Here is a 23,545-nt window from a genome sequence, read left to right on the forward strand (position 1 = left end):
GTCGGGATGGTCGGGATGGCCGGGCGGGCGCGTCAGTGGAAGCGTTCGGCCACCGCTCCCGCGATCTCCTCGTAGGCCCGGCGGGTCTCCCGCCGGAGGAGGTCGAGAACGATGGGACCGCCGGCGGCGAGATGCGGGTCGAACGGCACCCGGACCACCTGGCGGGTCCGCGCCGCGAAGTGCTCCTCGAGCGCGTCGACGTCCACCGCCTCACCGGCCTGCGGAAACATGGTGATCACGGTGATGGCCTCGCTCACGTGGGCGTGGTGCCCATGCGCGTCCAGCCAGTCGAGGGTGCCGCTGGCACTGGCGCCACCGTCCGCGCTCGCGTTGCTGACGATCACCAGGGTGTCGGCGAGCTCCAGGACCGGGCGCATCGCGCTGTGCACCATGCCGGTGCCGCAGTCCGTGAGCAGGATCGAGTAGTGCCGCTGGAGCAGATCGTCGATCGCCCGGTAGTCCTCGTCGGAGAAGGCGTCGGAGATCTCCGGGTCGCTGGCCGAGGCCAGCACCTCCAGCCGCGACTCGGACTGCGAAAGATACCGACGGACATCCACGTAACGGTGTAGTCGATCGGCGTCCGCGAGCAGGTCGCGGACGGTGTGGCGGGTCGTTCGCGACAGGCGCGTCCCCAGCGTTCCGCGGTCGGGGTTCGCGTCGATCGCCACAACCCGGTCGCCGCGCAGGCTCGCCAGCGTGGATCCGACCGCGGCCGTGGTCGTGGTCTTGCCGACGCCGCCCTTGAGGGAAAGCACAGCGATGCGGTGACAGTCGTCCAGGGGCGTGCGGACCCGGCCGATCAGCCGCCGGTAGCGAGCCTCCTCGGGGGACGGGCCTGGATTGAGCGTGCCCGCGGACACCTGGTAAAGCAGCCGGCGCCACCCACGGGACGCGGTGTCCGGCCCGGCGGGCAGCAGCGCGTCCGCGGGCAGCCCGCCGTAGGGGTCGGCCGGATGATCACCATAGGGCTCGTCGTACGGCTCGTCATACGGCTCGAAACGTGGCGAAGGCTGGTCCCAGTCCTGCTCCCGCGCCTGCGGCTCGTCGTGAGGCAGATCGCTGCGGGGATGCCGGCCCGCGGCGACGATGGGGTAGTCGTGTGGCTCTGTCGAGTAACCGGGCCGCCCCGTCGAGGTCGCGTAGCCAGGTCGATCCGCCTGGTGATCGGGCGGCTCCGTCGAGCCGGCCGGCTCCGCCGGTGGGGGCTCGCGCAGCCAGGACGCCACCCGCCCGGAGCGGTAGGGATCGGTTCTCGGCGCGGTCGAGGCCCCGGTGGACCCGGGTGGCGGCGGTGGGGCGGCATAGCCCGGCGGCGGGAGCGGAGGGGGCGGGGGCGGAAGCAGTGGTGGAGGCGGTGGCGGCGCCGCGTAGCCGGGGGGCGACAGCGGCGGAGGGGGCGACAGCGGCGGCGACGACTGAGGCGGCGACAGCGGCGGAGGCGGCGCGGGATAGAGCGTGGACGGCCGGTACTCGCCCGTGGCTCCCGGCGGCAGGCCGTGATCGAGAAGCGGATCGAACGTCCGCGTCGGCACTCCGTCGATCAGGCGAGCCGGTTTTGCCGGCGGAGCAGGCGGGATCGCCGTGTCGTTGTAGGCCGTGTCGTGGTATCCGGGCCGCAGCGACGGCCAGGTGTCCACTCCCGGCCGCGCGGGTGGTGGTGGTGGCGAGTAGAGCGGCTGCGGCGGCGCCGGCAGAGCGGAAGTCGGGCTGGGATGGGCGGAGCTCGGGTTCGGCTGGGCTGCGTTCGGGTTCGGCAGAGCGGCCGGCCCGGCGAGGGCGGTTGGTTGCGGCGGGTCCGCGGCCTGCGACCAGCTCGGGGACTGCGACCAGACGGGCGGTTGCGACCAGCCCGGTTCGCTCGGACGGTCCGGGCCACCAACCTCGATTCCGCCTACCTCGATGCCGCCGAGGCCACTGCCCGCGGCCGTTACCGCGGTTGACCCGACACCGAGGCCGGCACCATTCACGCCGGCACCATGCACGCCGGCACCATGCACGCCACCGACGTCGATCCCGCCGACGTCCACCCCGCCGACCTGCACGCCGCCCACGTCGATCGCGTCGCGGTCGTTCCTGGGCCGGTCAGGCATGCGGATGTCGTACGCCCCGGTCACCTCCACGGACATGCCACCGGAAGGCGACGGGTGGCTCCCGCCACCGATGTCGTCGGTCCTGTTCATGGTCGCCTGCTCATGATCCTGCCTGAGATGTACGGCCGCCCTGTGACGAAATCACACGGTTGCGCCTGACTCGGCACACTGTCCAGCCTTGATCCTCCGTTCGGGCGGTCAACAACGGACGCTCATCCAGGATGACACGACTCTCCACGCCCTGACACGGCACGGTCCGTGGCCACCGGACCATGCCGCGTCAACGGTGGGTGGACTCGCTGCGCGCCAGGCGGGCGACCCGGGCGGCGAAGAGGCCCGCGCCGAAGCCATTGTCGATGTTGCAGACGACAATTCCCGGCGCGCACGAGGTGAGCATGCCGAGCAGGGCGGAGAGCCCACCGAAGCTCGCCCCGTACCCCACGCTGGTCGGCACAGCGACCAGCGGAGTGCCGACCAGGCCGCCGATGACGCTGGGCAGTGCGCCTTCCATCCCCGCCACCACGACCAGGCAGTCGGCGCGCTCCAGCGCCGGGCGCGCGGCCAGTACGCGGTGCAGCCCGGCCACCCCGACATCGCGCACCATCTCGACGCCGGCTCCCGCGGCGGCGGCGGTCATCGCGGCCTCCTCGGCGACAGGGGCGTCCGAGGTGCCGGCGGCGACCACCACGACCAGTCCACGAGGCTCGGGCAGCGGACCGACGACCACCGTCGCCGGACGTCGATCGCCCGCGAGCGGGCTGCCCGCGAGCTGGTTCGTGGTCGGCGGCTCTGCGCCGGAGCTGACCTGGGCATCCGGCCAGCGTTCGCGTAGGGCCGCGACCGTGACATGATCCGCGCGGGTCACCAGGGTGGGCCGGGTGACGCCCGAGGCCCGGCGCAGCGCATCGACGATGCCGACGGTCTCCGCCGCGGTCTTGCCCGCCCCGAAGACCACTTCAGGATCACCGGTGCGGATCCCCCGGTGGGTGTCGACGCGGGCGTAGCCGAGATCGCGGAAGCCCGAGCCGTCGGCGCCCAGCGGGCCGGCGGCCAGCTCGGCCGCCGCGGCCTCGGGGTCGACCTGTCCGGTGGAGACGGCCTTCAACAGGTTCCGCAGACTTTCGGGGTCCATGGCGCCGATGCTGCCACTGTTGCCGAGATCGGTGAGTGATCATTCGAGCCGATGCGGTCGGGGGGCCGTGGGCACGAGTCAGCGAGGGACGAGACTCAGCGGTAGAGAGTCCATACCGCGTGATCGGCGCCCGAGCGCAGGCTGTCGAGCCGGACCGCGAACTGGGCCGCGGCGCTCGGGCGGCTGGCGAGCATCGGGACCACGCTCGTGACGAGCTTCAGCTCCCGCACCGCCCGCAGCGCCGGGAATCCGTCCCAGGCGGTCACGTCGAAGCCGTAGGCGCGGGCGAGCTCCGCCGAGGCGGCGGGCGGGCGCCCGAACCGCAACGGGCCCAACGCCACCGGCACCAGATCCCACTCGGCCGGCCCGTGGCAGGTCGCGTCGAAGTCGCAGATCACGATTTCGCCGGAGGCCGAGTGGATCAGATTGCCCAGGTGCGCGTCCCCGTGGATGACGGACCGCGGTAACTCGTACCTGACGGCGCCGAGCGCCTCCTCCACCCGGCTGACGAGGCCTTCGAGGAACGTCCGGTCCCGGGGCGCGAGGCCCTCCGCGTCGTCCAGGCGCCGGCGGACGTCGTCCAGCGGATCCCAGGCCGGCAGCGGCGGCTCGGGTGGTTCCAGCGCGTGCAGGCGGCGCAGGATCGTGGCCAGCGCGTGGGCGGAGCGCACCGCACCCTGATCGGCGTCGACCCGATCGGCGTCGACCCGATCGGCGCCACGCGGACCGGCATCGACCGGATTGGCGTCGCCCGCGCCGGCGTCGCACCAGATCGTGGCCACGTAGTCGTCCACCCGGACCGGTGCGGGCACGCCGGGCAGCAGCCGCACGACGGGCATCCCGTGGTCGGCCAGCCAGCGTGCGACCTGGACGACCTTCTCGACCCGGTGGTGCATCGCGCTGGAGGTGGCGATCCGCACGATCGCCCCGGCGTGCGGCAGCCGGTAGACCGCGTTGACGGTCAGCTTGATCGGTTCGGCGTCACGGTCATCGATCCCGACACTGGCGCAGACGCGGTGCAGCGCCTGCCGGGAGCGCGCCGCGGTGAAGCGACCATCGGACCGCTCCGGACGCTGCATCGGTGCCGCGGGCGTGGTGGGGTCAGATGTCCGCGATGGGTCAGACGTCCGGTGTGGGGGCTGCCGGGACCACACCGGGCTCCGGCCGTTGCCTGGCCGCCGAGCGCTGCCAGTCCCGGATCAGGGCGGCCAGCTCCCGTACCTGGCGCACCTCGCCGTGTGGGGCGGTGGCCGCCAGCAGCTGATCCGCCCGGCTGGAGACCGAGGCGACCGTGCGACCCCAGGAGATCCGGATCGCCTCGGTCGCGAGCTCGCAGACGCCGTCGAGCTCCAGCCTGCCCTGGCGGGCCAGCGCCAGCGCCAGGTCGAACCGGATGACCGAGCGGAAGCCGGGGGCGTCCATGCTGTCCAGGCTGGGCAGCGCGATATCGGCGTGTTCCTGGGCCGCGCGCGGCCGCCCCAGCAGGCAGAGCGCCGTCGTGGCGTTGTAGGAGACCTCCACCGGGTGGAAGGTGTCGAAGCTGGGCCCTGGGCGGCCCCAGCGCTCCGCCGGGATCGTGTCCGCGAGGTCGTAGGCCTGCTCCAGACTGGCCGCGGCGCCGCGCAGGTCGCCCATGGCCGCGAGCGCACGCGCCTCCTGGCAGACCAGGCGGGCCCGCACCGGCCCGGGCCCGACGTGGCGCAGGCCGTCCCGGGCCAGGCGCAGCGCCTCGTTCGGGCGCCCCCCGTAGAACTCGTTCACGGCACCGACCTCACGGGAGGAGCCGCACAGCGGGCCGTCGCCCGCCTCGACACCGGCCAGGTAGCCCTCGCTGGCGAGGGCGCGGGCGGAGGCGACATCGCCCTGTTTGAAGGCGGCGTCGGCGCCCAGCACCGCGACCCGGCCGGCGAGCACGAGCAGCTGGTGGGAGTCCTCCGTCGCCATCGAGCGCCGGCCGAGGCGTTCCAGGCCGCGCCGCAGCCGGGCTGTCCGGGCCCGAACGTGGGCGGGCGGTACGACCTCGTGGGTGTCCATGAGCTCGCCCAGGGCGTCGTTCGCGCGCTCGAGGGCAAGCTGTACGGGGCTGGCCGCGAGCACGTCCGCCACCTCCATGATCGGGCTCTGGGTCAGCAGCGCGCTCACGATGGCCGCGCCCGCGCCCAGGTGAAGCTGTCTGCGGTCCGGGTTGGTGCCGTCACCCGCCGGGGGGCCGGCGGCGAGATCCTCGGGGGCCTGGCGGCCGGGGGGCTGGGCCGGGTAGTCCTCGGGCCTGTCGTCGGGGGGAGTTCGGGCCGGGGGAATGAAGATCTCGTCGTGTGCCGGCGCTGCCGGCGGCGGGGGTCCGTCCGACTGCGGCATGACCTTGTCCTTCCTGTGTGCCACGAGGCGCCTTCGTGACCTTGCTCCGTCAAGCTAGGTGACAGAAACGGCTGCCCGCCGGCTCACCGATGGACGGCCACCGGGTAGACCACGTTGATCGCCTGCTCGCGTCGCCGCGCTGTTGCCGGCGGCCGCTCCCCGTGCCGTTGCTGACGCCCGTGCGGACGCCATCGCCGGACGGCGGGTGCGAGTGTCGCGTGCACGGCTCGATGCTACGGGTCGCAGGTGTCCGACAGTGACGGGCTTGTGTCACAGCAATGTGGCCTGTCGGGGGTTGTGTCAATGGTGTTGGAGTGGAGTTTTTGGGTGATCTCCTGGTGATCCCCTGCCCGCTCCGAGCCGTTCGCCCTCTGCGGCATATGTAACGTTTGACCAGGTCGTTGGTCTCTATATCGCCAGTCTGCGGGTGGTAAAACTCCCGATTCGAGGGTGGATGGGTTGGATGGATGTGGGTCGTCCAGGGATGCCGCTGCGGCGGGCCCGGCCCCGGTCTGGCGGCCGGGCGAGGCGAGCTGCACATGTGGCGCCGTTGCCGGCGATCGGGGGAGCCGGGTCGGTAGCCTCAGTCCCGTGGTCGTCGAACTGTCCGCGCGGTGCCACCGGGGGCTCCGTGGTCGCTGATTCGGCGAGTCTCGCTGGCGGCGACGCGCTGGTGGCCCCACGGCGGGCGCTGCCAACGAGTGACATCGAGCTGGCCCGTGACCTTGAGGGCCTCGCGCATCGGGCGTGGCCGCCGCTGCGGGAACGGAACTTCGCGGGCTGGGTTCTGCGCGAGTCCGCCGGTTCGTCGCGCCGGGGGAACTCGGTGTGGGCCCGCGGCGATGTTCCCGACCTCGCGGATGGTCTTCGTGTGGTCCGATCCTTCTACGAGGCCGCGGGCCTGCCGGCCACGTTCCAGGTAACCCCGGTTGCTCGCCCCGCCGGCCTGCTGGACGCACTCGACGACGCCGGCTACGACGATGCCGGGCCCACCGATGTCTGCGTCGCACCGCTCACCGGCCTGCTTGTGACCAGGCCCGATCCGGCGGGTGCCCGTCTCGAGATCACCTGTGCCGATCGTCCCGACGCGCGATGGATCGGGGTGGCCGGCCAGGTGCTCACGACCTTCGCCGCGCAGCTCACCGGCTCACTCGCCGTTCTGACGGCGATGAGGCTGCCGCAGCGCTACCTCACGCTGCTCCTTGACGGCAACCCGGTCGGCGTCGGGCGCGGCGTGCTCGACCGCGGCTGGCTGGGCATCTACAGCATGGCGACGCTGCCCGTCGCGCGAGGCCTCGGCGTCGCGGGGCGAGTGCTCGCGGAGCTCGCACGCTGGGCTCGCGAGGGTGGGGCCGACCAGGCGTACCTGCAGGTGGAGCGGGACAGCGCTGACGCCCGGGGGCTCTACACCCGGCGCGGCTTCCGCCCGGTCTACGAGTACAGCTACCGGCGGCTGCCCGTACCGGCCGCGGCCGGGCACGGCGTCGGATCAGCCGTCGGCTCCGGCACGGGGTCAGGTGCTGGATCGGCTGCTGGCTCGGGTGGCGAAGCATGAGCGAGCCACTCACGGAACTGTTCGCCGCCGGCGGGCCGACCCGGGTGATGGGCATCGTCAACGTCACCCCCGACTCCTTCTCGGACGGTGGGGCCTATCCGGACCCCACCGACGCGGTGCGTGCCGGCCAGCTCATGGTCGAGCAGGGCGCCGATCTCGTGGACGTCGGCGGCGAGTCGACCCGCCCGGGTGCGCCCCGGGTGGTCGCCAGTGAGGAGCTGCGGCGGGTGCTTCCAGTGGTCGCCACGCTGGCCGCCGCCGGTGTTCCGGTGAGCATCGACACGAGCCGGGCGTCGGTGGCCGCCGCCGCCGTGGACTCCGGCGCGGTGCTGGTGAACGACGTCTCCTGCGGGATGAACGCCGAGCTGTTGCGCATCGTCGCGGACCGGGGCGTGCACTACGTCCTCATGCACTCGCGCGGGTCCAGCGCGCAGATGGGCGAGCTCGCCGTCTACGACGATGTCGTCACCGACGTGGTGAGCGAGCTCGCCGCCCGGCTGGAGGTCGTGCTGGCCGCCGGCATCGCCGAGGACAAGGTGATCATCGATCCCGGCATCGGGTTCGCCAAGACCGCGGCCCACAACTGGGCACTGCTGGCGGATCTCGGACCGCTGGCCGCCCTCGGCCGGCCCCTGCTGGTCGGCACCTCCCGCAAGACCTTCCTCGGCGCGGTGCTGCACGAGCCGGGCAAACCGGTGCGCCCGCCGGTGGAACGTGACGACGCCACCCAGGCCACGACCGTTCTGCTGGCCGCCGCGGGGGTCTGGGCGGTGCGGGTGCACGCGGTCCGGCCCGCGGTGGACGGCATTCGGGTGGAACGGGCATGGCGTAGCGCCGCCGCCGCCGCAGCGACGGCGGCAGCGAGTGTCGGCCGACCGGCGGCGCCGTTCCATTGAGCCTTTTCCGTCTTCAACGAGGACTGTGGGGGTCACGATGACGGGTCAGCCAGCCGGCGGGCCGCCGGGACGCGACCGCTCCGGCGGCGGCGTCCACCACGACCGGATCACGCTGGCCGGTCTGCGGGTGCACGGCCGCCACGGGGTGCTCCCCGCGGAACGCGAGCTCGGGCAGTTCTTCGTCATCGACGCCACTCTCTGGCTGGACACCGGGCCGGCGGCGGCGACCGACGACCTCTCGCTGACCGTGCACTACGGCGAGCTGGCCGAGGCGCTGGCCGGAATCGTCGCGGGTGAGCCGGTCGACCTGCTGGAGACCCTGGCGCACCGGCTGGTCCGGGCCTGCCTGGCCCAGCCGCTGGTCAGCGCGGCCGAGGTCACCGTGCACAAGCCCGCGGCACCGATCTCGGTTCCCTTCGCGGACGTCGCCGTGACCGTCGCGCGCTCCCGGCACGACCAGGAGCTGCACGGCCAGGAGTCGCAGGACCGGGAGCTGCGCGACCGGGAGCTGCGCGACCGAGAGCTGCACGCCCAGGAGGGCAGGCACATCCAGGAGCACACACACGGGCACGCGGTGGTGGCGATCGGTTCCAACATCGGTGACCGGCTCGGCTTCCTGCGCGGCGCGGTGCGGGAGCTCGACGCCAGGCTCGGTGTGCTCGCGGTGTCGCCCGTGTACGAGACCGACCCGGTCGGCGGCCCCGAGCAGGACGACTACCTCAACGCGGTCGTGCTGGTCGCGGCCGCCCCGCCCGGGGAGCTGCTCGCTGCGGCGCGGGCCGCCGAACAGGCCGCCGCCCGGGAACGCACCGTCCGCTGGGGGCCGCGGACCCTCGACGTGGACATCATCGCCTGCGGCGACCTCCGCAGCGACGACCCCGACATCCTGCTGCCGCACCCGCGTGCGCAGGACCGCCTGTTCGTCTGCGTTCCCTGGCTGGACGTCGACCCTGGCGCCACCCTGGTCGGGCACGGCCGGGTGGCCGATCTCGTGGCGGCGCTGAGCGCGGTTCCCGGCGCCGTCGCGCCCCGACGGACATCCCACGGCCTGCTCACACCCCACGACCTGCCGGGACCGGAGCGGTGAGGCCGACCCGGGTGTGGGACCTCCTCTCAGTCGCGGTCGTCGTCGGCGCGGCGGTCTACCTGCTGTTGTGGTGGCGCTACCAGTCGCTGCCGCAGATCCCGCCGACGACGTCGCTGTCCGTCCTGCTGGTCGGGCTGATCGAGCTGCAGACCGCGTCGCTGACGAAACGGCGCCTCGCCGGGCGCCCGGGGACCCGCCCGATCCTGCCGCTGACCGTCGCCCGGCTCGCCGCCCTGGCCAAGGCGACCTCGGTCGTCGCCGCGGCGCTGATCGGAGGCTGGACGGCCCTGCTCGCCTACACCGCCCCGCGCACGGGTGACTTCGGAACGGCCGGCGGGGACGCTCTCGCCGCGGGTCTCGGCCTGGCGGCCACGGCCGTTCTCCTGGCTGGTGGGCTCGTCCTCGAACGTGCCTGCCGGATCCGCGACCGCTGACGGCAGGCTACCCTTTGGTCGGGTGTGCCCTCGTTGGTCATGATGCCTCGTTGACCGTGACGTCTCGTCGGTCATGGTGCGTCGTTGGTCATGGTGTGTAGCCGGAGATGCGGCTGCAGGAGGGCGGCGCCCCTGACCGGAAGGGGACGGGCGTGGTCTCTCAAGGCCAGGACACGTTCTCCGGGCGCGGCGGCACCGCCGGCGGTCCTGGCGACGGGGCCGGCCAGCCGGTGGATGTGGGGCGCCCGCGCCAGGCCGGATCGCGCCTGGTCAGCTTCGGCAACCTCCGGACCGCTCCGGTCAGGGAGCCCCCGGGCGGTGCGCGCCCGGGGCGGGCGGGCTTCGATCCGGCCGAGCTGGTCACCGAACCGGCGCCGGGCGCCTACCACCCAGGCCAGGACGAGGACGAGCCCACCGTGCGGCCGGGTTCCGCCGCACGGCCTGGTCCTACCCCGCGTCCGGGTCCTGCCCCGCGGCCCGGTCCTGCTCCGAGTCCCGGCTCCACTGCGCGGCCGGGTCCTGCCGGGCGGCCCGGTCCCACTCCGCGGCCCGGCCCCGCCGGGCCATCCCAGGGGCCACCCCGAGCGGCCGGGCTGGAAAGTGTCAGCACCACCGGCTACCACGATCGTGTGGCCGATGAGCCGCCTCCGGGATGGCCGTACCCGGGCCAGCCGGAACGGCCCCGGTCCCGCCGACCCGTCGTGGACCAGCCACGCCCCATGGACCAGCCACGCCCCATGGGCCGTGATCGCTCCATGGACCGTGATCGTCCCGTGGACCGGCCTCGTCCCGCGGCTCGGGCCCGACCCCGGCGGGCGCTGACCGTTTTCAAGGCCGTGCTGGTCTGCGTGGTGCTCGTGGTCGGTGTCTCGATCGGCCGGGCGCTGGCTCAGCCCGGGGACCAGGGTGTTCCCTCCAAGCTGGCCGACTGGGCTCGGGACAACCATCTCTCCGTCGTGGTGGACAAGGTCAAAGAGCTTCGTTGACCAGCTGGGACCCTCCAGTAGCGCCTGCGGTTACCGTCATCAGGGTGTCCCCGTCGACAGGCCGGGTTTCGGGCCCGCCCGGAGCGCTGGCCGCCTGGCTTCGCGAACTGCCGGACGAGGCCCTGGTCTGGCTGTTCAGGCTTCGGCCGGATCTTGCCACGCCCCCGCCGCCCGACTTCGACATTCTGGCTGCCCGGCTGGAGATCCGTGGCAGCGTGAGCCGTGCGCTGGAACGGATGGACACGTTCACGCTCGAGGTCGTCGAGGCGCTGACGGTGCTGCCCAGCCCGGTGTCCTTCCGTGCTCTGACCGAGTTCTGCGGCGGCCTCGACCTGCGGGAGACGATCGACAGTCTGCGGGAACGCGCTGTCGTGTGGGGCCCGGACGAGGCGATCCGGCTGGTCGGGGTGGCCGTGGACCTGCTCGGCGGGCGGCCGCTCGGGCTGGGCCACCCGGCGCGCAGGTGCCTGGCCGCCTACCGGCTGCCGCAGCTCGCGCGGCTCGCCGGCGCGGTCGGCCTGCCCGAGGCGGTCTCGGCCGGGGCGAACGGCCGGAACCTGGGGCAGTCCGTGGAGCAGAGCCGGCGAGACGCCCTGATCGAAATGATCTCCGCGGTCCTGGCTGATCCCGCTCGGGTGTCCGCGCTGCTAGACCAGTGCTCCCCGCGGGCCCGCCACGTCGCCGAACGGCTGGCGGGCGGCCCTGCGCTCGGCGCCACGAACGATGCCGAGCGGCTGCTCGACGTCGGCGCCGCCCGCACCCCGGTCGAGGAGCTGCTGGCCCGCGGGCTGATCGTCGGTGTCGAGCCCGGCACCGTCGAGCTTCCCAGGGAGGTCGGCCTGCTGCTGCGCGGGGACCGGCCGGCGGGGGAGCTGCATCCGGCGCCGCCCGAGGTGGGCGGCCGGGCCGTGAGCGCGGACTCCGTCGACCCGTCCGCGGCGCTGGCCGCCGACGCCCTGGTGCGTGCTGTGACGACCCTGCTGACGGCCTGGGGAAGCACACCGGTGACGCCGCTGCGCTCGGGTGGTCTCAGTGTCCGTGACCTGCGCAACAGCGCGAGGCTGATGGATCTCCCGGAGCCGCACGCGGCGGTCGTCATCGAGACGGCGGCCGCCGCCGGCCTGGTGGACGCCACGCCCGGAACCGACGTCCAGTTCGTACCGACGAACACCTACGACCGGTGGTGCACCGAGCCGGTCGCGATGCGCTGGGCCATCCTGGCCGACGGCTGGCTGCGTTCGCCGTCGGCGTCCTGGCTGGTGGGCGGGCGTGACGACCGTGGTCGCCAGTACGCGGCGATGTCGTTCGACACCCGCCGCCCCGGTGTCGCCGAGCTGCGCGCCGAGGTGCTGCGCGCCGTTCTCGCGGCACCGGACGGGATCGCGCCGACCCCCGAGGCGGTCCGCGCTCGGCTCGGCTGGCATTCGCCCCGCCGGACCGGCGCGCTGTTCGACGGCGTGGTGGACGGGACACTCGTCGAGGCGGAGCTGTTCGGGTTCACCGGGCGCGGTGCGCCGAGCACGCTCGGGCGGCTGGTCGCGACCCGTGACGCATCCCAGGACGACCTCAGCCACCTGCTCGCGGACGCGATGGCCCCGTTGCTGCCGGAGCCGGTGGAGGAGCTGCTCATCCAGGCGGATCTGACCGCCGTCGCGCCCGGCCCGCTGGTCCCCCGGGTGGCGGCCGAGCTGGCCCGGATGGCCGACATCGAGTCGGCGGGCGCGGCGACCGTCTACCGCTTCACCGAGAGCTCGCTGCGCCGGGCGCTGGACGCCGGAAGCTCCGCCGAGGACCTGCATTTCCTGCTCGGCCAGCTCGCCCGCGGTGGCGTCCCGCAGACGCTGACCTACCTCATCGACGACACGGCCCGCCGGCATGGGCGGCTGCGTTCCGGGCCGGCGGCGTCCTACCTGCGCTGCGACGATACGGCGCTGCTCACCGAGGTGGTCGCGTCGCGCCACACCCAGGCACTGGCGATGCGCCGGGTGGCACCGACGATCGTCATCTCCGCCCTGCCGGTGGCCGAGCTGCTGGACGGGCTGCGCGCGGCCGGTTTCGCCCCGGTCGCCGAGGGGCCGGACGGGCGGATCGTGCTGCCCCGCCCCGAAATCCACCGGACGCCGGCCCGCATCCGGGTCGCCACCGCCGGGCCGACCGGGAACCGGGGCAACCAGCTGCGGGACGTCGTCCGGCTGGTGCGGCGCGGTGACGAGAGCGCGCGGGCCGCTCAGGCGGCGCGGGAGCTGGCCGGTGAGGAGCTCGCGTCGGTCCGCTCCGCTCCGCTCATCCTGGTGACACTGCAGGGTGCGGTGCGCGATGGCCGGCGTGTCCTGCTCGGGTACGTCGACCAGCAGGGAACACCCAGCGACCGGATCGTCCGTCCGTCGTCGCTGGACGGCGGCTGGCTGACCGCCTGGGACGAACGCAGCGCGGCCCCCCGCCGCTTCGCACTGCATCGGATCACCCGGGTCGCGGACCTCGACGGCTCGTTCGAAGGACCGCCGAGGCCACCGGCGCCGGAGACCGGCGACTGGGTGGTTCCGCCGGTTGCCGATGCCGATGCCGATGCCGACGCCGACCCAGCCGACGACGAGCCGGCCTGACCTTCCCGACGGGACTGGACCGGACCGGACCGGACTGGACTGGATCGGATCGGCGCCGGCGCCGGCGCCGGCGGGCGGACGGGCGGGGAGTGGGTGTTGGTTGCCGCTGGTTGTACCGTCGAGTGCGGTGGATGTGACAACAGCGGAAGGCGGTGGCGGGCTTTGCCGGATGGGCCCCTGATCGTCCAGTCGGACAAGACCCTGCTCCTGGAGGTCGATCACCCGCTCGCCGGGCGGGCCCGTGCGTCGATCGCGCCCTTCGCCGAGCTGGAGCGTTCCCCCGAGCACGTGCACACCTACCGGGTCACGCCGCTCGCGCTGTGGAACGCCCGCGCGGCCGGCCATGACGCGGAGCAGGTGGTGGACGCCCTCGTCCGCTACTCACGCTATGCCGTCCCCAACGCGGTGCTCGTCGACATCGCCGACACGATGGACCGCTACGGCCGGCTCCGGCTGGAGAAGGACCCGGTGCACGGCCTGGTGCTGCGGGCGTTGGACCGCGCGGTCCTGACCGAGGTCACCAGGGCGAAGCGGGTCGCGCCCATGCTCGGCGCGCGCATCGACGACGACACGGTTGTGGTCCATCCGTCCGAGCGCGGCCGGCTCAAGCAGGCCCTGCTGAAGGTCGGCTGGCCCGCCGAGGACCTCGCCGGGTATGTCGACGGCGAGAAGCACCCCATCGAGCTGCGCCAGGACGGCTGGGAGCTGCGCGAATACCAGAAGGGCGCGGTCGCCGGCTTCTGGGAGGGCGGCTCGGGCGTCGTGGTGCTGCCCAGCGGCGCGGGCAAGACGGTAGTCGGCGCCGCCGCGATGGCCCAGGTCGGCGCGACCACGCTGATCCTGGTCACCAACACCGTCGCGGGCCGCCAGTGGCGTAACGAGCTGCTGCGGCGGACGTCCCTGACCGAGGACGAGATCGGCGAGTACTCCGGCGAGCGCAAGGAGATCCGGCCGGTCACCATCGCCACCTACCAGGTGATGACGGCCCGCCGGAAGGGCGAGTACCTGCACCTGGAGCTGTTCGGGGCGCGCGACTGGGGTCTCATCGTGTACGACGAGGTCCATCTGCTGCCGGCGCCGGTGTTCCGGATGACGGCTGACATCCAGTCGCGCCGCAGGCTGGGGCTCACCGCGACCCTCATCCGTGAGGACGGCCGGGAGGGCGACGTGTTCTCCCTGATCGGCCCGAAGCGCTACGACGCGCCGTGGCGCGAGATCGAGGCCCAGGGCTGGATCGCGCCCGCCGAGTGCACGGAGGTCCGGGTCACGCTCACCGATGACGAGCGGATGACCTACGCGGTCGCCGAGCCGGAGGAGCGGTACCGGATGTGCTCCACCGCGCACAGCAAGAGCGCGGTGGTGCGCCGGCTCGCCGAACGACACGCGGATGACCGGGTTCTGATCATCGGCGCCTACCTGGATCAGCTCGACGAGCTCGGGCGCCTGCTCGACGCACCGGTCATCCAGGGCTCGACCCGCAACAAGGAGCGGGAGCGGCTCTTCGACGCCTTCCGCAGCGGTGAGATCACGACCCTTGTGGTCTCCAAGGTGGCCAACGTGTCGATTGACCTTCCCGAGGCCGGGGTGGCGATCCAGGTCAGCGGCACCTTCGGCTCCCGGCAGGAGGAGGCCCAGCGGCTCGGCCGGGTGCTCCGCCCGAAGTCGGACGGCCGGTCGGCGCACTTCTACACCGTGGTCTCGCGGGACACCCTCGACCAGGAGTACGCGGCGCACCGCCAGCGCTTCCTGGCCGAGCAGGGCTACGCCTACACGATCGTCGACGCGGACGACATCGGCTGAGGGCCGGGACCCCTCGGCGCCGCCCGCCGGCTCAGCTCTCCGGCGGGCTCAGCTCTCCGGCGGGCTCAGCTCTCCGGCGGGCTCAGCTGACCGCCGGCTCAGTCTTCCGGCGGGTCGATGAGCGCTGCCGGTGTGACCGTGACCGGGAACGGCCGGGTGGCGACCAGCCTGTCGTCACCGCGCACGACACCGGCCGGGACGTAGTCGGCCCCGACCAGCTCGAAGGCCTCGATGGTCGCCGAGTCGGGGTCGACCAGCCAGCACACCGGGATCCGGAACTCGCGGTAGAGGTCGAGCTTCAGGGTTCGGTCGTAGCGGCGGGTGCTCGCGTCGGCGATCTCGACCACCGCGAAAGGTGTCTCGGCGATCCGCCGCCGCGCCGGGTCGCCGACCGCGACGACGGCGATGTCCGGCACCAGCAGGCACCGCGGGGACAGCTCCACCTGGACGCTGGTGAACACCTGCGCGCCGGAGGTCGCCGTGTCGGTGAGCAGGGTCCTGAGCCGGTCCGTCACCCGTGCGCGCAGCGGCGTCGGCCACGGCCGGGCGACCAGGAGCCCGTCCAGGATCTCGACTCGCGCGGCATCGTGGACGATCTTGTCGAGGTCGGCGACGGTGACCGGCGGCGACGGCAGCACGAGACCTGGGCGATGGGCTCGTAGCGGAGCGGGAGCTTGTACCACGCTTTTCATCGTGCCTGTTGCTCCGTCCACTGTCGAAGTCTTACGGTCGCGACCCGCGGACGCCGATCTTACTACCGTTCGGTAACTTGATGGCAGGCCGTTCAGAGGAATGCGAAAGGGGCGGCCCGGCCGAAGCCGGAACCGCCCCTTCTGCTCGTCAGAGCGCGGGAACTGGACTCAGAAGTCCATCTCGCCGCCGCCGCCCGGCATGGCCGGGGCCTTGTCCTTCTCCGGCTTGTCGGCGATGACGGCCTCGGTGGTGAGGAAGAGGCCGGCGATCGACGCGGCGTTCTGCAGCGCCGAGCGGGTGACCTTCGCCGGGTCGATGATGCCGGTGGCGACCATGTCGACGTAGTCGCCGGTGGCCGCGTTCAGGCCGTGGCCGGTCGGGAGGTTGCGCACCTTCTCGACCACGACGCCGCCCTCGAGACCGCTGTTGAACGCGATCTGCTTGATGGGCGCCTCGAGCGCGAGCCGGACGATGTTCGCCCCGGTCGCCTCGTCACCGGTGAGCTCGAGCTTCTCGAAGGCGCTGGTGGACGCCTGCAGGAGAGCGACGCCACCGCCGGCGACGATGCCCTCCTCGACCGCGGCCTTCGCGTTCGAGACAGCGTCCTCGATGCGGTGCTTCTTCTCCTTGAGCTCGACCTCGGTGGCCGCGCCGACCTTGATGACCGCGACACCGCCGGCGAGCTTCGCCAGCCGCTCCTGCAGCTTCTCGCGGTCGTAGTCCGAGTCGGACTTCTCGATCTCGTTGCGGATCTGGTTGACCCGGCCCGCGATCTGGTCCGCGTCGCCAGCACCCTCAACGATGGTGGTCTCGTCCTTGGTGATGACGACCTTGCGGGCGCGGCCCAGCAGGTCGACGGTGGTGCCCTCGAGCTTGAGGCCGACGTCCTCGGAGATGACCTGGCCGCCGGTCAGCACGGCGATGTCGGTCAGCATGGCCTTGCGGCGGTCACCGAAGCCGGGGGCCTTCACCGCGGTGCTCTTGAAGGTGCCGCGGATCTTGTTGACGACCAGGGTGGCCAGGGCCTCGCCCTCGACGTCCTCGGAGATGATCGCCAGCGGCTTGCCGGCCTGCATGACCTTCTCCAGGATCGGGAGGAGGTCCTTGACCGCCGAGATCTTGCTGTTGGCGATGAGGATGTACGGGTCGTCGAGGACAGCTTCCATGCGGTCGGTGTCCGTGACGAAGTACGGCGAGATGTAGCCCTTGTCGAAGCGCATACCCTCGGTGAGCTCGAGCTCCAGGCCGAAGGTGTTGCTCTCCTCGACGGTGATGACGCCTTCCTTGCCGACCTTGTCCATCGCCTCGGCGATCATGCTGCCGATGGCCGGGTCACCGGCGGAGATGGAGGCGGTGGAGGCGATCTGCTCCTTGGTCTCAACGTCCTTGGCGACGCTGATGAGCTCCTCGGAGACGCGCTCGACGGCGGCCTCGATGCCCTTCTTCAGGCCCATCGGGTTCGCGCCGGCGGCGACGTTGCGCAGGCCCTCGCGGACGAGTGCCTGGGCCAGGATCGTCGCGGTGGTGGTGCCGTCACCCGCGACGTCGTTGGTCTTCTTCGCTACTTCCTTGACGAGTTCCGCGCCGATCTTCTCGTACGGGTCCTCGAGCTCGATCTCCTTGGCGATGCTGACGCCGTCGTTGGTGATCGTGGGGACGCCCCACTTCTTCTCCAGGACAACGTTGCGACCCTTGGGGCCGAGCGTGACCTTGACAGCGTCGGCCAGCTGGTTCATGCCGCGCTCCAGGCCGCGCCGTGCCTCCTCGTCGAAGGCAATGATCTTCGGCATGGTGTCTGGGTCCTCCCAGGGGGATGGCAGTTCGATGGCCTGGCCACAACGACGCCCGCGACGGACGGCCCGACCCGGCTCCCCGCCTGAACGGGAGGACGACCAGGAAGCCTCGTCGTTTCAGCCTTTGGCACTCCCGTGGGGAGAGTGCCAGGTCCTGTTTAGCACTCGCCATGGGAGAGTGCAAGCGCGTGCCGCTCCGCGTGACGGTGTGGCGCGGGCACGCCGGCGGGGCCCGGCCAGCCCGCTTCCGGGCTCTGTGTCCGGCTCGGCGCGGGGCCGCCGCCGGCTCCGCTCTGACCGTCGGCGGGCTCCGCTCGGACTGGCCGTGCGGTCAGCCCAGCAGCCCTGATCTACGGCCGACATCCACCGCCGCTGTCCGATTCCGTACGCCCAGCTTGTTACGGATGCTCCGCAGGTAGGCCTTGACGGTTTCCGGGCTGACGACCAGCCGGGTGGCGATCTCGGCATTGGAAAGGCCCTGCGCCACCAGGTCGAGCACTTCGACCTCCCGTCGGGTGAGGCTGAACGCGGTCTGGTCCGCCGTCACCGTTTCGAACAGGCTGTCTTCGAGCAGCTGCTGAATGATGGCAATCCGCTCCCGGGCCAGCGGCGTGCTGGCCTGCTTGGCGAGTTCGTCCAGGTGGACGCCGATCTCCCACAGAGCCTGGATCTCCATCTTCAGGCGGAGCAGCCCACCGAGCCGGTCTGTCTGCGTGAACTGGGCGATCAGAGCCGCCAGGCGGCTTATGAACGACAGCGCTGTTCTGGTGGTCGCGGCCCCGATCTGACCGGATCGTCGGGCCAGGTAGAACACGAACAGCACACGGCCGTCGAACCGCAGGGGAACGGCCAGCACCGAGCGCATGCCTCCGCAGGCCGTGAGGTCCACGTCATCGGCGAGAGCCGGCATCACCCATCTGCCGCCTTCGACCAGGGTGTACCGGCCAAGCGCCACGGCCCGCCCACTGACCCCCTCGTTCGGCGGGATCGTGGCAGCAGGGAGCCTGCAGCTTCTTGCGCCGTTGACGCAGCGGATGCTGATGTTCCGGGTATGCGGCTCGACGTGTCCGCCTGCCACCAGGTCCACGCCGGTCCGGGCCCGCAGCCTGGTGACGACCTGGGTCAGGAACTGGTCGCGCCGGGCACTCTGGGTGTCTCGACCATCGTCGCCGGTTCTCTCGTTGCCTGTCCTGACGGTCACCTTGTACCTGCTCCTCGGTCGATCGGACGGCTGGTCGATCGGGTGGCGCAGGGCCCCAACAACCGGGACAAGTGACCGTGCGGAGCCGCCGGATTCGCTCACGCCGTGTTCCGGACGGTGTTCGGAACCGAGATTGATCAACATCTAGAAACGGTCAAAGCATAACAATCCGCTTCTGGCGTCGCTAAAACCGTGACCTGATCTGTGCTGTGTCGTACCGGTCTGCGGGGCGGAGCGGTTCGCCGCTCGTCAACCCATGAACCTTTTTGTTGGGAAGCAAGACGAACGAGGCCAGAACCTACGTGTTTTAGGGCTTCTCCAGGTACCCCAAAAAGGGGGTATTAAAACGGGCTCAACTTCCCGAGACTACGAATCCTCCTGCGCGAGCATCTGAATCACTCTGGATGGATGGATGTGCCTGCGCGGATGCGTTGGTTGTGGAGGGAACGAACTCCGGCGGAGGTCGGGTAATCCCTCCGATGAAATGTCAGAGATATCAGTCGACTGATATCAGAAGTGTACTGAACGGATAGTCGGCGGAAGGGGTGTGTATGGCGGTGGGCGCACCGCGGTGGCCCGGCGCGGATGAGCACGGTTCCCGGCTGGAAACCCGGTCTGACGAGCCGCGGACACAGCGCGGTGGCTTGTTCGCCCTGCTGGCAGGTGCCGCCACTACCCGTCCCTGGCGAGTGCTCACGATCGCCGGCCTGCTGCTGGTACTGGCGGCGCCATGGGCCGCGGGCATCTTCGGGCACCTGGCCGTGGGCGGGTTCTACGCGCCCGAGGACCCCGCGGCCCGGGCCGAGGCGCTGCTTGACTCCGAGTTTCCCGGCGCCCCGCCGAACGTGGCTGTCCTCCTCACCGCGGCCGGAGGCATCGACGGTCCCACCCCGGCCCGGCTGGGCCAGGACCTCACCACCCAGCTCTCCGGGGAAGCCGGTGTCACCGCGGTCGTCTCCTACTGGGGCCAGGCCGGTCGCAGCGAGCTGTTCCGGTCACGGGACGGTCGGTCCGCCCTGATCCTGTTCCGGCTCACCGGCACCGAGGACGAGGTCCAGAAAAGGCTCGACCAGCTGTACGAGAAGTACGCGCACCGAGGCCCCGGCGTACAGGTGACCTTCGGTGGCGCACCCGCGACGATGCGCGACGTCACCGAACGCGGCCGGGAGGATCTCGAACGGGCGGAGCTCGTCACCGCGCCACTCGTCTTCGCCGTCCTCCTCTACGCCTTCGGCGGTGTGACCGCGGCACTGCTGCCGGTGCTGGTGGGCGGCAGCGCGGTCATCGCCAGCATCGCGCTGTTGCGTGTACTGGCCGAGATGACACCGATCTCGGTGTTCTCGCTCAACCTCACCACCGCGCTCGGCTTCGCTCTCGCCGTCGACTACAGCCTGTTCATCCTGCGCCGGTTCTGGGAGGAGCAGCGCAACGGGCGCTCTCGGGCCGACTCCCTGCGGGTCAGCCTGCAGACCGCCGGACGCACCGTCCTGTTCTCCGGGGTGACCGTCGCGCTGTCCCTGACGGGAGCACTGCTGTTCCCGCTGCCGTACCTGCGTTCCTACGCGTTCGCGGGCGTCGCCGTGGTGATCACCTCGGAGGTCGCCGCGCTGCTCCTCCTTCCCGCCGCGATCATGGTCCTGGGGGATCGGATCGACGCCCGCCGACAGCGGTGGGCCGGGGTGGAACATCCGGCCCACCGCTCGGGCAGCACGGCGGGCACCCTCGGCAGGCGGGATCGCCGGGGGCGGGCCGGTCGCCGGGCGCGGCGCGAGCCCGGGGCTGTCTGGGCCGGTATCGCGCGGATGGTGATGGCACGTCCCCTGCTGTTCGGCGGCGCGGCCGTCGCGGTGATGCTGATCCTGGCGGCACCGCTGCGGGATCTGACAGTGGCGCTCGCGGATGACACCGTCCTGCCGGCGACGTCCGAGTCGCACATCGTCAACGACGCCATGCGAGATGACTTCGCCATCTGTCTGCCGTGCCAGATCCCGCTCGTCGTGCCCGGGGTGGACGCCCGCGATCCGATTGCCGCGGCCCAGCTCAGTGGCTATGCCGTCGCGGTGTCGGCGGTGCCGGGAGTGGCCCGGGTCGACACGGCAGCCGGAAGCTTCGCCGGCGGGCATCAGGTGATGCCGGCACCGGCGGACGGTGGTTCGTTCATCGGGGTGCACGGCGGGGCGTGGCTTTCTCTGTGGCCCGATCACCCGGACGCCGTCTCCGCCGAGACGAGGGAGATGATCGGGCGGATACGCGCGGTGCCGTCCCCTTTTCCGGTCTACGCCGGTGGAATCGCTCCCCACCTGCTGGAAACGCGGGACAAGGTGGTTCGCAGCCTGCCCCGTGCCGTCGGCATGGTGGTGCTGGTGACCTTCGTCCTGTTGTTCCTTTTTACCGGCAGTGTCGTTCTGCCGATCAAGGCACTGGTCCTCAACGCGCTCAATCTGGCGGCCGTGCTCGGTGTTCTCGTCCTGGTCTTCCAGGAGGGGCACGTCGGGGTGCTGACCGAAGGCCTGCAGATCTCGGGAACGACGGAGCTGACCAGCCCGGTGCTGATGTTCTGCATCGCGTTCGGGCTGAGCATGGACTACGAGATCTTCCTGCTCTCCCGGATCCGGGAGGAGTATCTGCGCACCGGGAACAACGCCCGGTCGGTCGCACGTGGTCTGGGCTCCACCGGCCCGTTGATCACGTGTGCGGCACTCGCCCTGATCGTCGTCATGATCGGCGTGGCGACCTCGGAGATCAGCATCATCAGGATGGTCGGGGTGGGTCTCGCGGTCGCCGTCATTCTCGATGTGACCGTCGTGCGCGCGATCCTGGTCCCGGCGTTCATGGCACTGGCGGGCGACTACAACTGGTGGGCCCCGCGGCCGCTGCGCCTGCTCCACGAGCGGTACGGACTCCATGAAGGACACCCCGAGGAAACGGGGGAGCGGGCGGAATCAGAATTTTTGCCGCGCCCGGCTCGATGGAATTATCCGGTACGGGCTGGGAGCGGTTTTCGTGCGTTCCACGGCTGGGATCGGTACCCGTCGGTGGAAATCTCCGAAGTGTACCGAGAACCGAGTTCAAGTCGCCCCGAAGAGAGTTCGGCGAAGGTGTCTGAATTGTTTTCCGAGGAGGAGCCGTGGGCATTGTCCGGGCGCTGACGGTGGGGGAGGGCATAGCCCTCTTCCTGGGTACCCTTGATCATTCCGGGAATGTGGGTACCCGGCGGGTCTATGCGCTGACGTTACGGCAGCTACGCGACTATCTCGGCGCCGGGGCGCCGCTTGCGGTGCTTGACGAGCCGGGTGCGGCGAGTGCGCTGGCGGTCTGGTTCACGGGCCGGTGGGGGCAGCGCGCACCGGCGACGTTCAACCGCAACCTCGACACGCTGCGCTCGGCGGCCGGTTACTGGCGTGACCAGGGCTGGATCGTCACCGAGCCGACTGCCGAGGTGCGCCGCCGCGGTCGAGCCCCCGCACAGACCCGGACGCTGTCCCGCGCAGCGGTCGCGGAACTCGTCACCCGAGAGAACGTCGACCTGCGCGAACGGGTGCTGTGGTGGATGTTGTACGAGACCGCCGCCAGGGCTTCGGAGGTCCTGGCCCTCGACGTCGAGGATCTGGATCTGCGGCACCGGTGCGCGCCGGTGCATCGCCGACGCAACGCCGTGGCCGTGATCATCTGGCGGGCCGGGACCGCCCGGCTGCTGCCACAGCTGCTGATGGGCCGCGAGGCGGGGCCGGTGTTCCGCACCGACCGTGGCACCCGGCTGGCCTACCGGCGCGCCGCCGACATCTTCAACACCGCGACCGACGGAGCGACGCTGCACCAGCTTCGCCACTCGGCGCTCACCCACGCCGCCGAGGACGGGGCGAACACCTCGACACTGCTGGCCTACTCGGGGCTCACTTCGGTCGCCTCCCTTGCCCGGTACACGCGCCTGTCAGCCAGGGCGCTGGCGCAATGGCAGCTGGGCGACGAAGCCGGGCCTCAACCCGGCGGCGCCTCCCGCGGCGGCCCGGGGCGGTCCCGCGGTGAGGCGCCCCGGCGTGAGGCGCCCCGGCGTGAGACAAGCACCGCCCGGGGGAATCGCTGACTGGGAAGGCGCCCGAAAACGCGCTGTCCGCCTTCGAGGGGCGGCTTCGAAGGCGGACAGAGACGGCGTGGTCTACGCGGCCGGGGTGTCGGTACCGCGCAGGATGTACAGGTCGTCACCGAAGACCGCGGTGATCTGGATCTCGCCACCGAGCGCGTCGACGTACCGGGCGATGACGTCGATGGTCGACACCTCGCCGGACTCGATCTGCGAGACCCGGCTTTTGCTGATGCCCATGCGTTCGGCGACCTCGGTCTGGGTGATACCAAGGTGCCTGCGACGCTCCGCGAGGCGATACCCGTCGATGTAGGCCTGATTGCGTCGACGGGCCTCGGCCAGTGCCTCCGCGCCGCCGGCATTGGAGATCAGCTCAGCGCGGACGTCGCTCCACTTGGGAAACTTTGTCATGACCGGCCCTCCTCGACTTCCCGTTCCTTCGCGTACTCGACGTACAGCTCTTCCGCCAGCGGAATCGCCCTGCGGTACCAGCCAGACCAGTCGCCCGACTTGTCCCCGCCGACCAGCAGGATCGCCGAGCGCCAAGGGTCGAATACGAAGATGATCCTGATCTCGGACGTGCCGGCGGAAGGCGGTCTGAGCTCCTTCAGATTGTGGATCTCGGAGCCGGCCAGGCGGTCGACAAGCGGGCGGCCAAGGCTCGGCCCCGCGTCAGCAAGCCGGTCGATCGCGTCGGCGACGAGGGCCCTGGACCTCGGATCAAGCCCGTCGATCCAGCTCAGGCACTCACGCGTGACGCGGATCTCCCACTCACCCACATCCGGAGTTTAGTAAATCCTTGACCGTGTGTCCGCCTGGCCGCCGTGGTCCAAGCC

At 71.5% G+C, this 23,545-nt stretch carries 18 protein-coding genes; 9 read left to right on the top strand and 9 right to left on the bottom strand.

What is annotated here, in order from left to right; translation table 11 throughout:
• Window positions 1–32: 32 nt before the first annotated feature.
• The 4 genes from ACG83_RS26325 to ACG83_RS26340 form a co-directional block, all read right to left on the bottom strand.
• Window positions 33–2,180 carry a MinD/ParA family protein gene (locus tag ACG83_RS26325; protein WP_054568920.1) on the bottom strand — a complete coding sequence of 716 codons (2,148 nt, stop codon included), beginning with the start codon at window positions 2,178–2,180 and terminating at the stop codon, window positions 33–35.
• Window positions 2,181–2,370: 190 nt separating this feature from the next.
• A complete protein-coding gene (gene larB / locus ACG83_RS26330; RefSeq protein ID WP_054568921.1) occupies window positions 2,371–3,222 on the bottom strand; it encodes a nickel pincer cofactor biosynthesis protein LarB in 852 nt (283 codons plus the stop codon).
• A gap of 95 nt (window positions 3,223–3,317) precedes the next feature.
• Entirely contained in the window at window positions 3,318–4,301 is a 984-nt protein-coding gene (locus ACG83_RS26335; protein WP_054568922.1) for an aminoglycoside phosphotransferase family protein, read from the bottom strand.
• A gap of 40 nt (window positions 4,302–4,341) precedes the next feature.
• Window positions 4,342–5,580: a hypothetical protein gene (locus ACG83_RS26340; RefSeq protein ID WP_054568923.1), complete on the bottom strand. Its 1,239-nt coding sequence runs from the start codon at window positions 5,578–5,580 to the stop codon at window positions 4,342–4,344.
• 631 nt (window positions 5,581–6,211) lie between these two features.
• Between ACG83_RS26340 and ACG83_RS26345 the strand changes: the two genes are divergently transcribed.
• The 7 genes from ACG83_RS26345 to ACG83_RS26380 all read left to right on the top strand — a co-directional run bounded on the left by ACG83_RS26345 (window position 6,212) and on the right by ACG83_RS26380 (window position 14,941).
• Window positions 6,212–7,135, top strand: a complete 924-nt coding sequence (locus tag ACG83_RS26345) for a GNAT family N-acetyltransferase (protein WP_054568924.1) — start codon at window positions 6,212–6,214, stop codon at window positions 7,133–7,135.
• On the top strand, window positions 7,132–8,031 hold the full coding sequence (gene folP, locus ACG83_RS26350) for a dihydropteroate synthase (RefSeq protein ID WP_054568925.1): 900 nt from the start codon (window positions 7,132–7,134) through the stop codon (window positions 8,029–8,031). Before ACG83_RS26345 ends, folP begins: the two co-directional genes overlap by 4 nt.
• A gap of 37 nt (window positions 8,032–8,068) precedes the next feature.
• Window positions 8,069–9,118 carry a 2-amino-4-hydroxy-6-hydroxymethyldihydropteridine diphosphokinase gene (gene folK / locus ACG83_RS41660; RefSeq protein WP_063793220.1) on the top strand — a complete coding sequence of 350 codons (1,050 nt, stop codon included), beginning with the start codon at window positions 8,069–8,071 and terminating at the stop codon, window positions 9,116–9,118.
• Window positions 9,115–9,552, top strand: coding sequence for a DUF3180 domain-containing protein (locus tag ACG83_RS26360; RefSeq protein ID WP_035953157.1), 438 nt, complete (start codon window positions 9,115–9,117; stop codon window positions 9,550–9,552). The genes folK and ACG83_RS26360 overlap by 4 nt, the downstream gene beginning before the upstream one ends.
• Window positions 9,553–10,307: 755 nt before the next feature.
• Window positions 10,308–10,538 carry a hypothetical protein gene (locus ACG83_RS26370; RefSeq protein WP_076828926.1) on the top strand — a complete coding sequence of 77 codons (231 nt, stop codon included), beginning with the start codon at window positions 10,308–10,310 and terminating at the stop codon, window positions 10,536–10,538.
• A 44-nt stretch (window positions 10,539–10,582) separates the two neighbouring features.
• A complete protein-coding gene (locus ACG83_RS26375; RefSeq protein ID WP_054568928.1) occupies window positions 10,583–13,141 on the top strand; it encodes a helicase C-terminal domain-containing protein in 2,559 nt (852 codons plus the stop codon).
• Between the two features lie 162 nt (window positions 13,142–13,303).
• Window positions 13,304–14,941: a DNA repair helicase XPB gene (locus ACG83_RS26380; RefSeq protein ID WP_054568929.1), complete on the top strand. Its 1,638-nt coding sequence runs from the start codon at window positions 13,304–13,306 to the stop codon at window positions 14,939–14,941.
• A 98-nt stretch (window positions 14,942–15,039) separates the two neighbouring features.
• Here the strand turns inward: ACG83_RS26380 and ACG83_RS26385 are convergent, their stop codons facing one another.
• The 3 genes from ACG83_RS26385 to ACG83_RS26395 form a co-directional block, all read right to left on the bottom strand.
• Window positions 15,040–15,633 (bottom strand): Uma2 family endonuclease, encoded by a 594-nt coding sequence (locus ACG83_RS26385; protein WP_054568930.1) that lies wholly within the window; start codon window positions 15,631–15,633, stop codon window positions 15,040–15,042.
• 168 nt (window positions 15,634–15,801) lie between these two features.
• The gene (gene groL, locus ACG83_RS26390) at window positions 15,802–17,424 is read right to left on the bottom strand and encodes a chaperonin GroEL (protein ID WP_054568931.1); all 1,623 of its coding nucleotides are present in this window, start codon (window positions 17,422–17,424) and stop codon (window positions 15,802–15,804) included.
• Between the two features lie 334 nt (window positions 17,425–17,758).
• Window positions 17,759–18,628: a LuxR C-terminal-related transcriptional regulator gene (locus ACG83_RS26395; protein ID WP_235498191.1), complete on the bottom strand. Its 870-nt coding sequence runs from the start codon at window positions 18,626–18,628 to the stop codon at window positions 17,759–17,761.
• Window positions 18,629–19,179: 551 nt separating this feature from the next.
• On the opposite strand from ACG83_RS26395, the gene ACG83_RS26400 reads away from it, so the two are divergent.
• Window positions 19,180–21,777, top strand: coding sequence for an MMPL family transporter (locus tag ACG83_RS26400; protein WP_054568932.1), 2,598 nt, complete (start codon window positions 19,180–19,182; stop codon window positions 21,775–21,777).
• The gene (locus tag ACG83_RS26405) at window positions 21,756–22,712 is read left to right on the top strand and encodes a site-specific integrase (protein WP_063793207.1); all 957 of its coding nucleotides are present in this window, start codon (window positions 21,756–21,758) and stop codon (window positions 22,710–22,712) included. Before ACG83_RS26400 ends, ACG83_RS26405 begins: the two co-directional genes overlap by 22 nt.
• A gap of 72 nt (window positions 22,713–22,784) precedes the next feature.
• On the opposite strand, the gene ACG83_RS26410 is transcribed toward ACG83_RS26405, so the two are convergent.
• Window positions 22,785–23,120 carry a helix-turn-helix domain-containing protein gene (locus ACG83_RS26410; RefSeq protein ID WP_054568933.1) on the bottom strand — a complete coding sequence of 112 codons (336 nt, stop codon included), beginning with the start codon at window positions 23,118–23,120 and terminating at the stop codon, window positions 22,785–22,787.
• Complete coding sequence (locus ACG83_RS26415) at window positions 23,117–23,488, bottom strand: type II toxin-antitoxin system RelE/ParE family toxin (RefSeq protein ID WP_054568934.1); 372 nt, start codon at window positions 23,486–23,488, stop codon at window positions 23,117–23,119. The genes ACG83_RS26410 and ACG83_RS26415 overlap by 4 nt, the downstream gene beginning before the upstream one ends.
• Window positions 23,489–23,545 lie beyond the last annotated feature (57 nt).

Source organism: Frankia sp. R43 (assembly GCF_001306465.1).
In the GTDB taxonomy this organism is placed as follows: domain Bacteria; phylum Actinomycetota; class Actinomycetes; order Frankiales; family Frankiaceae; genus Parafrankia; species Parafrankia irregularis.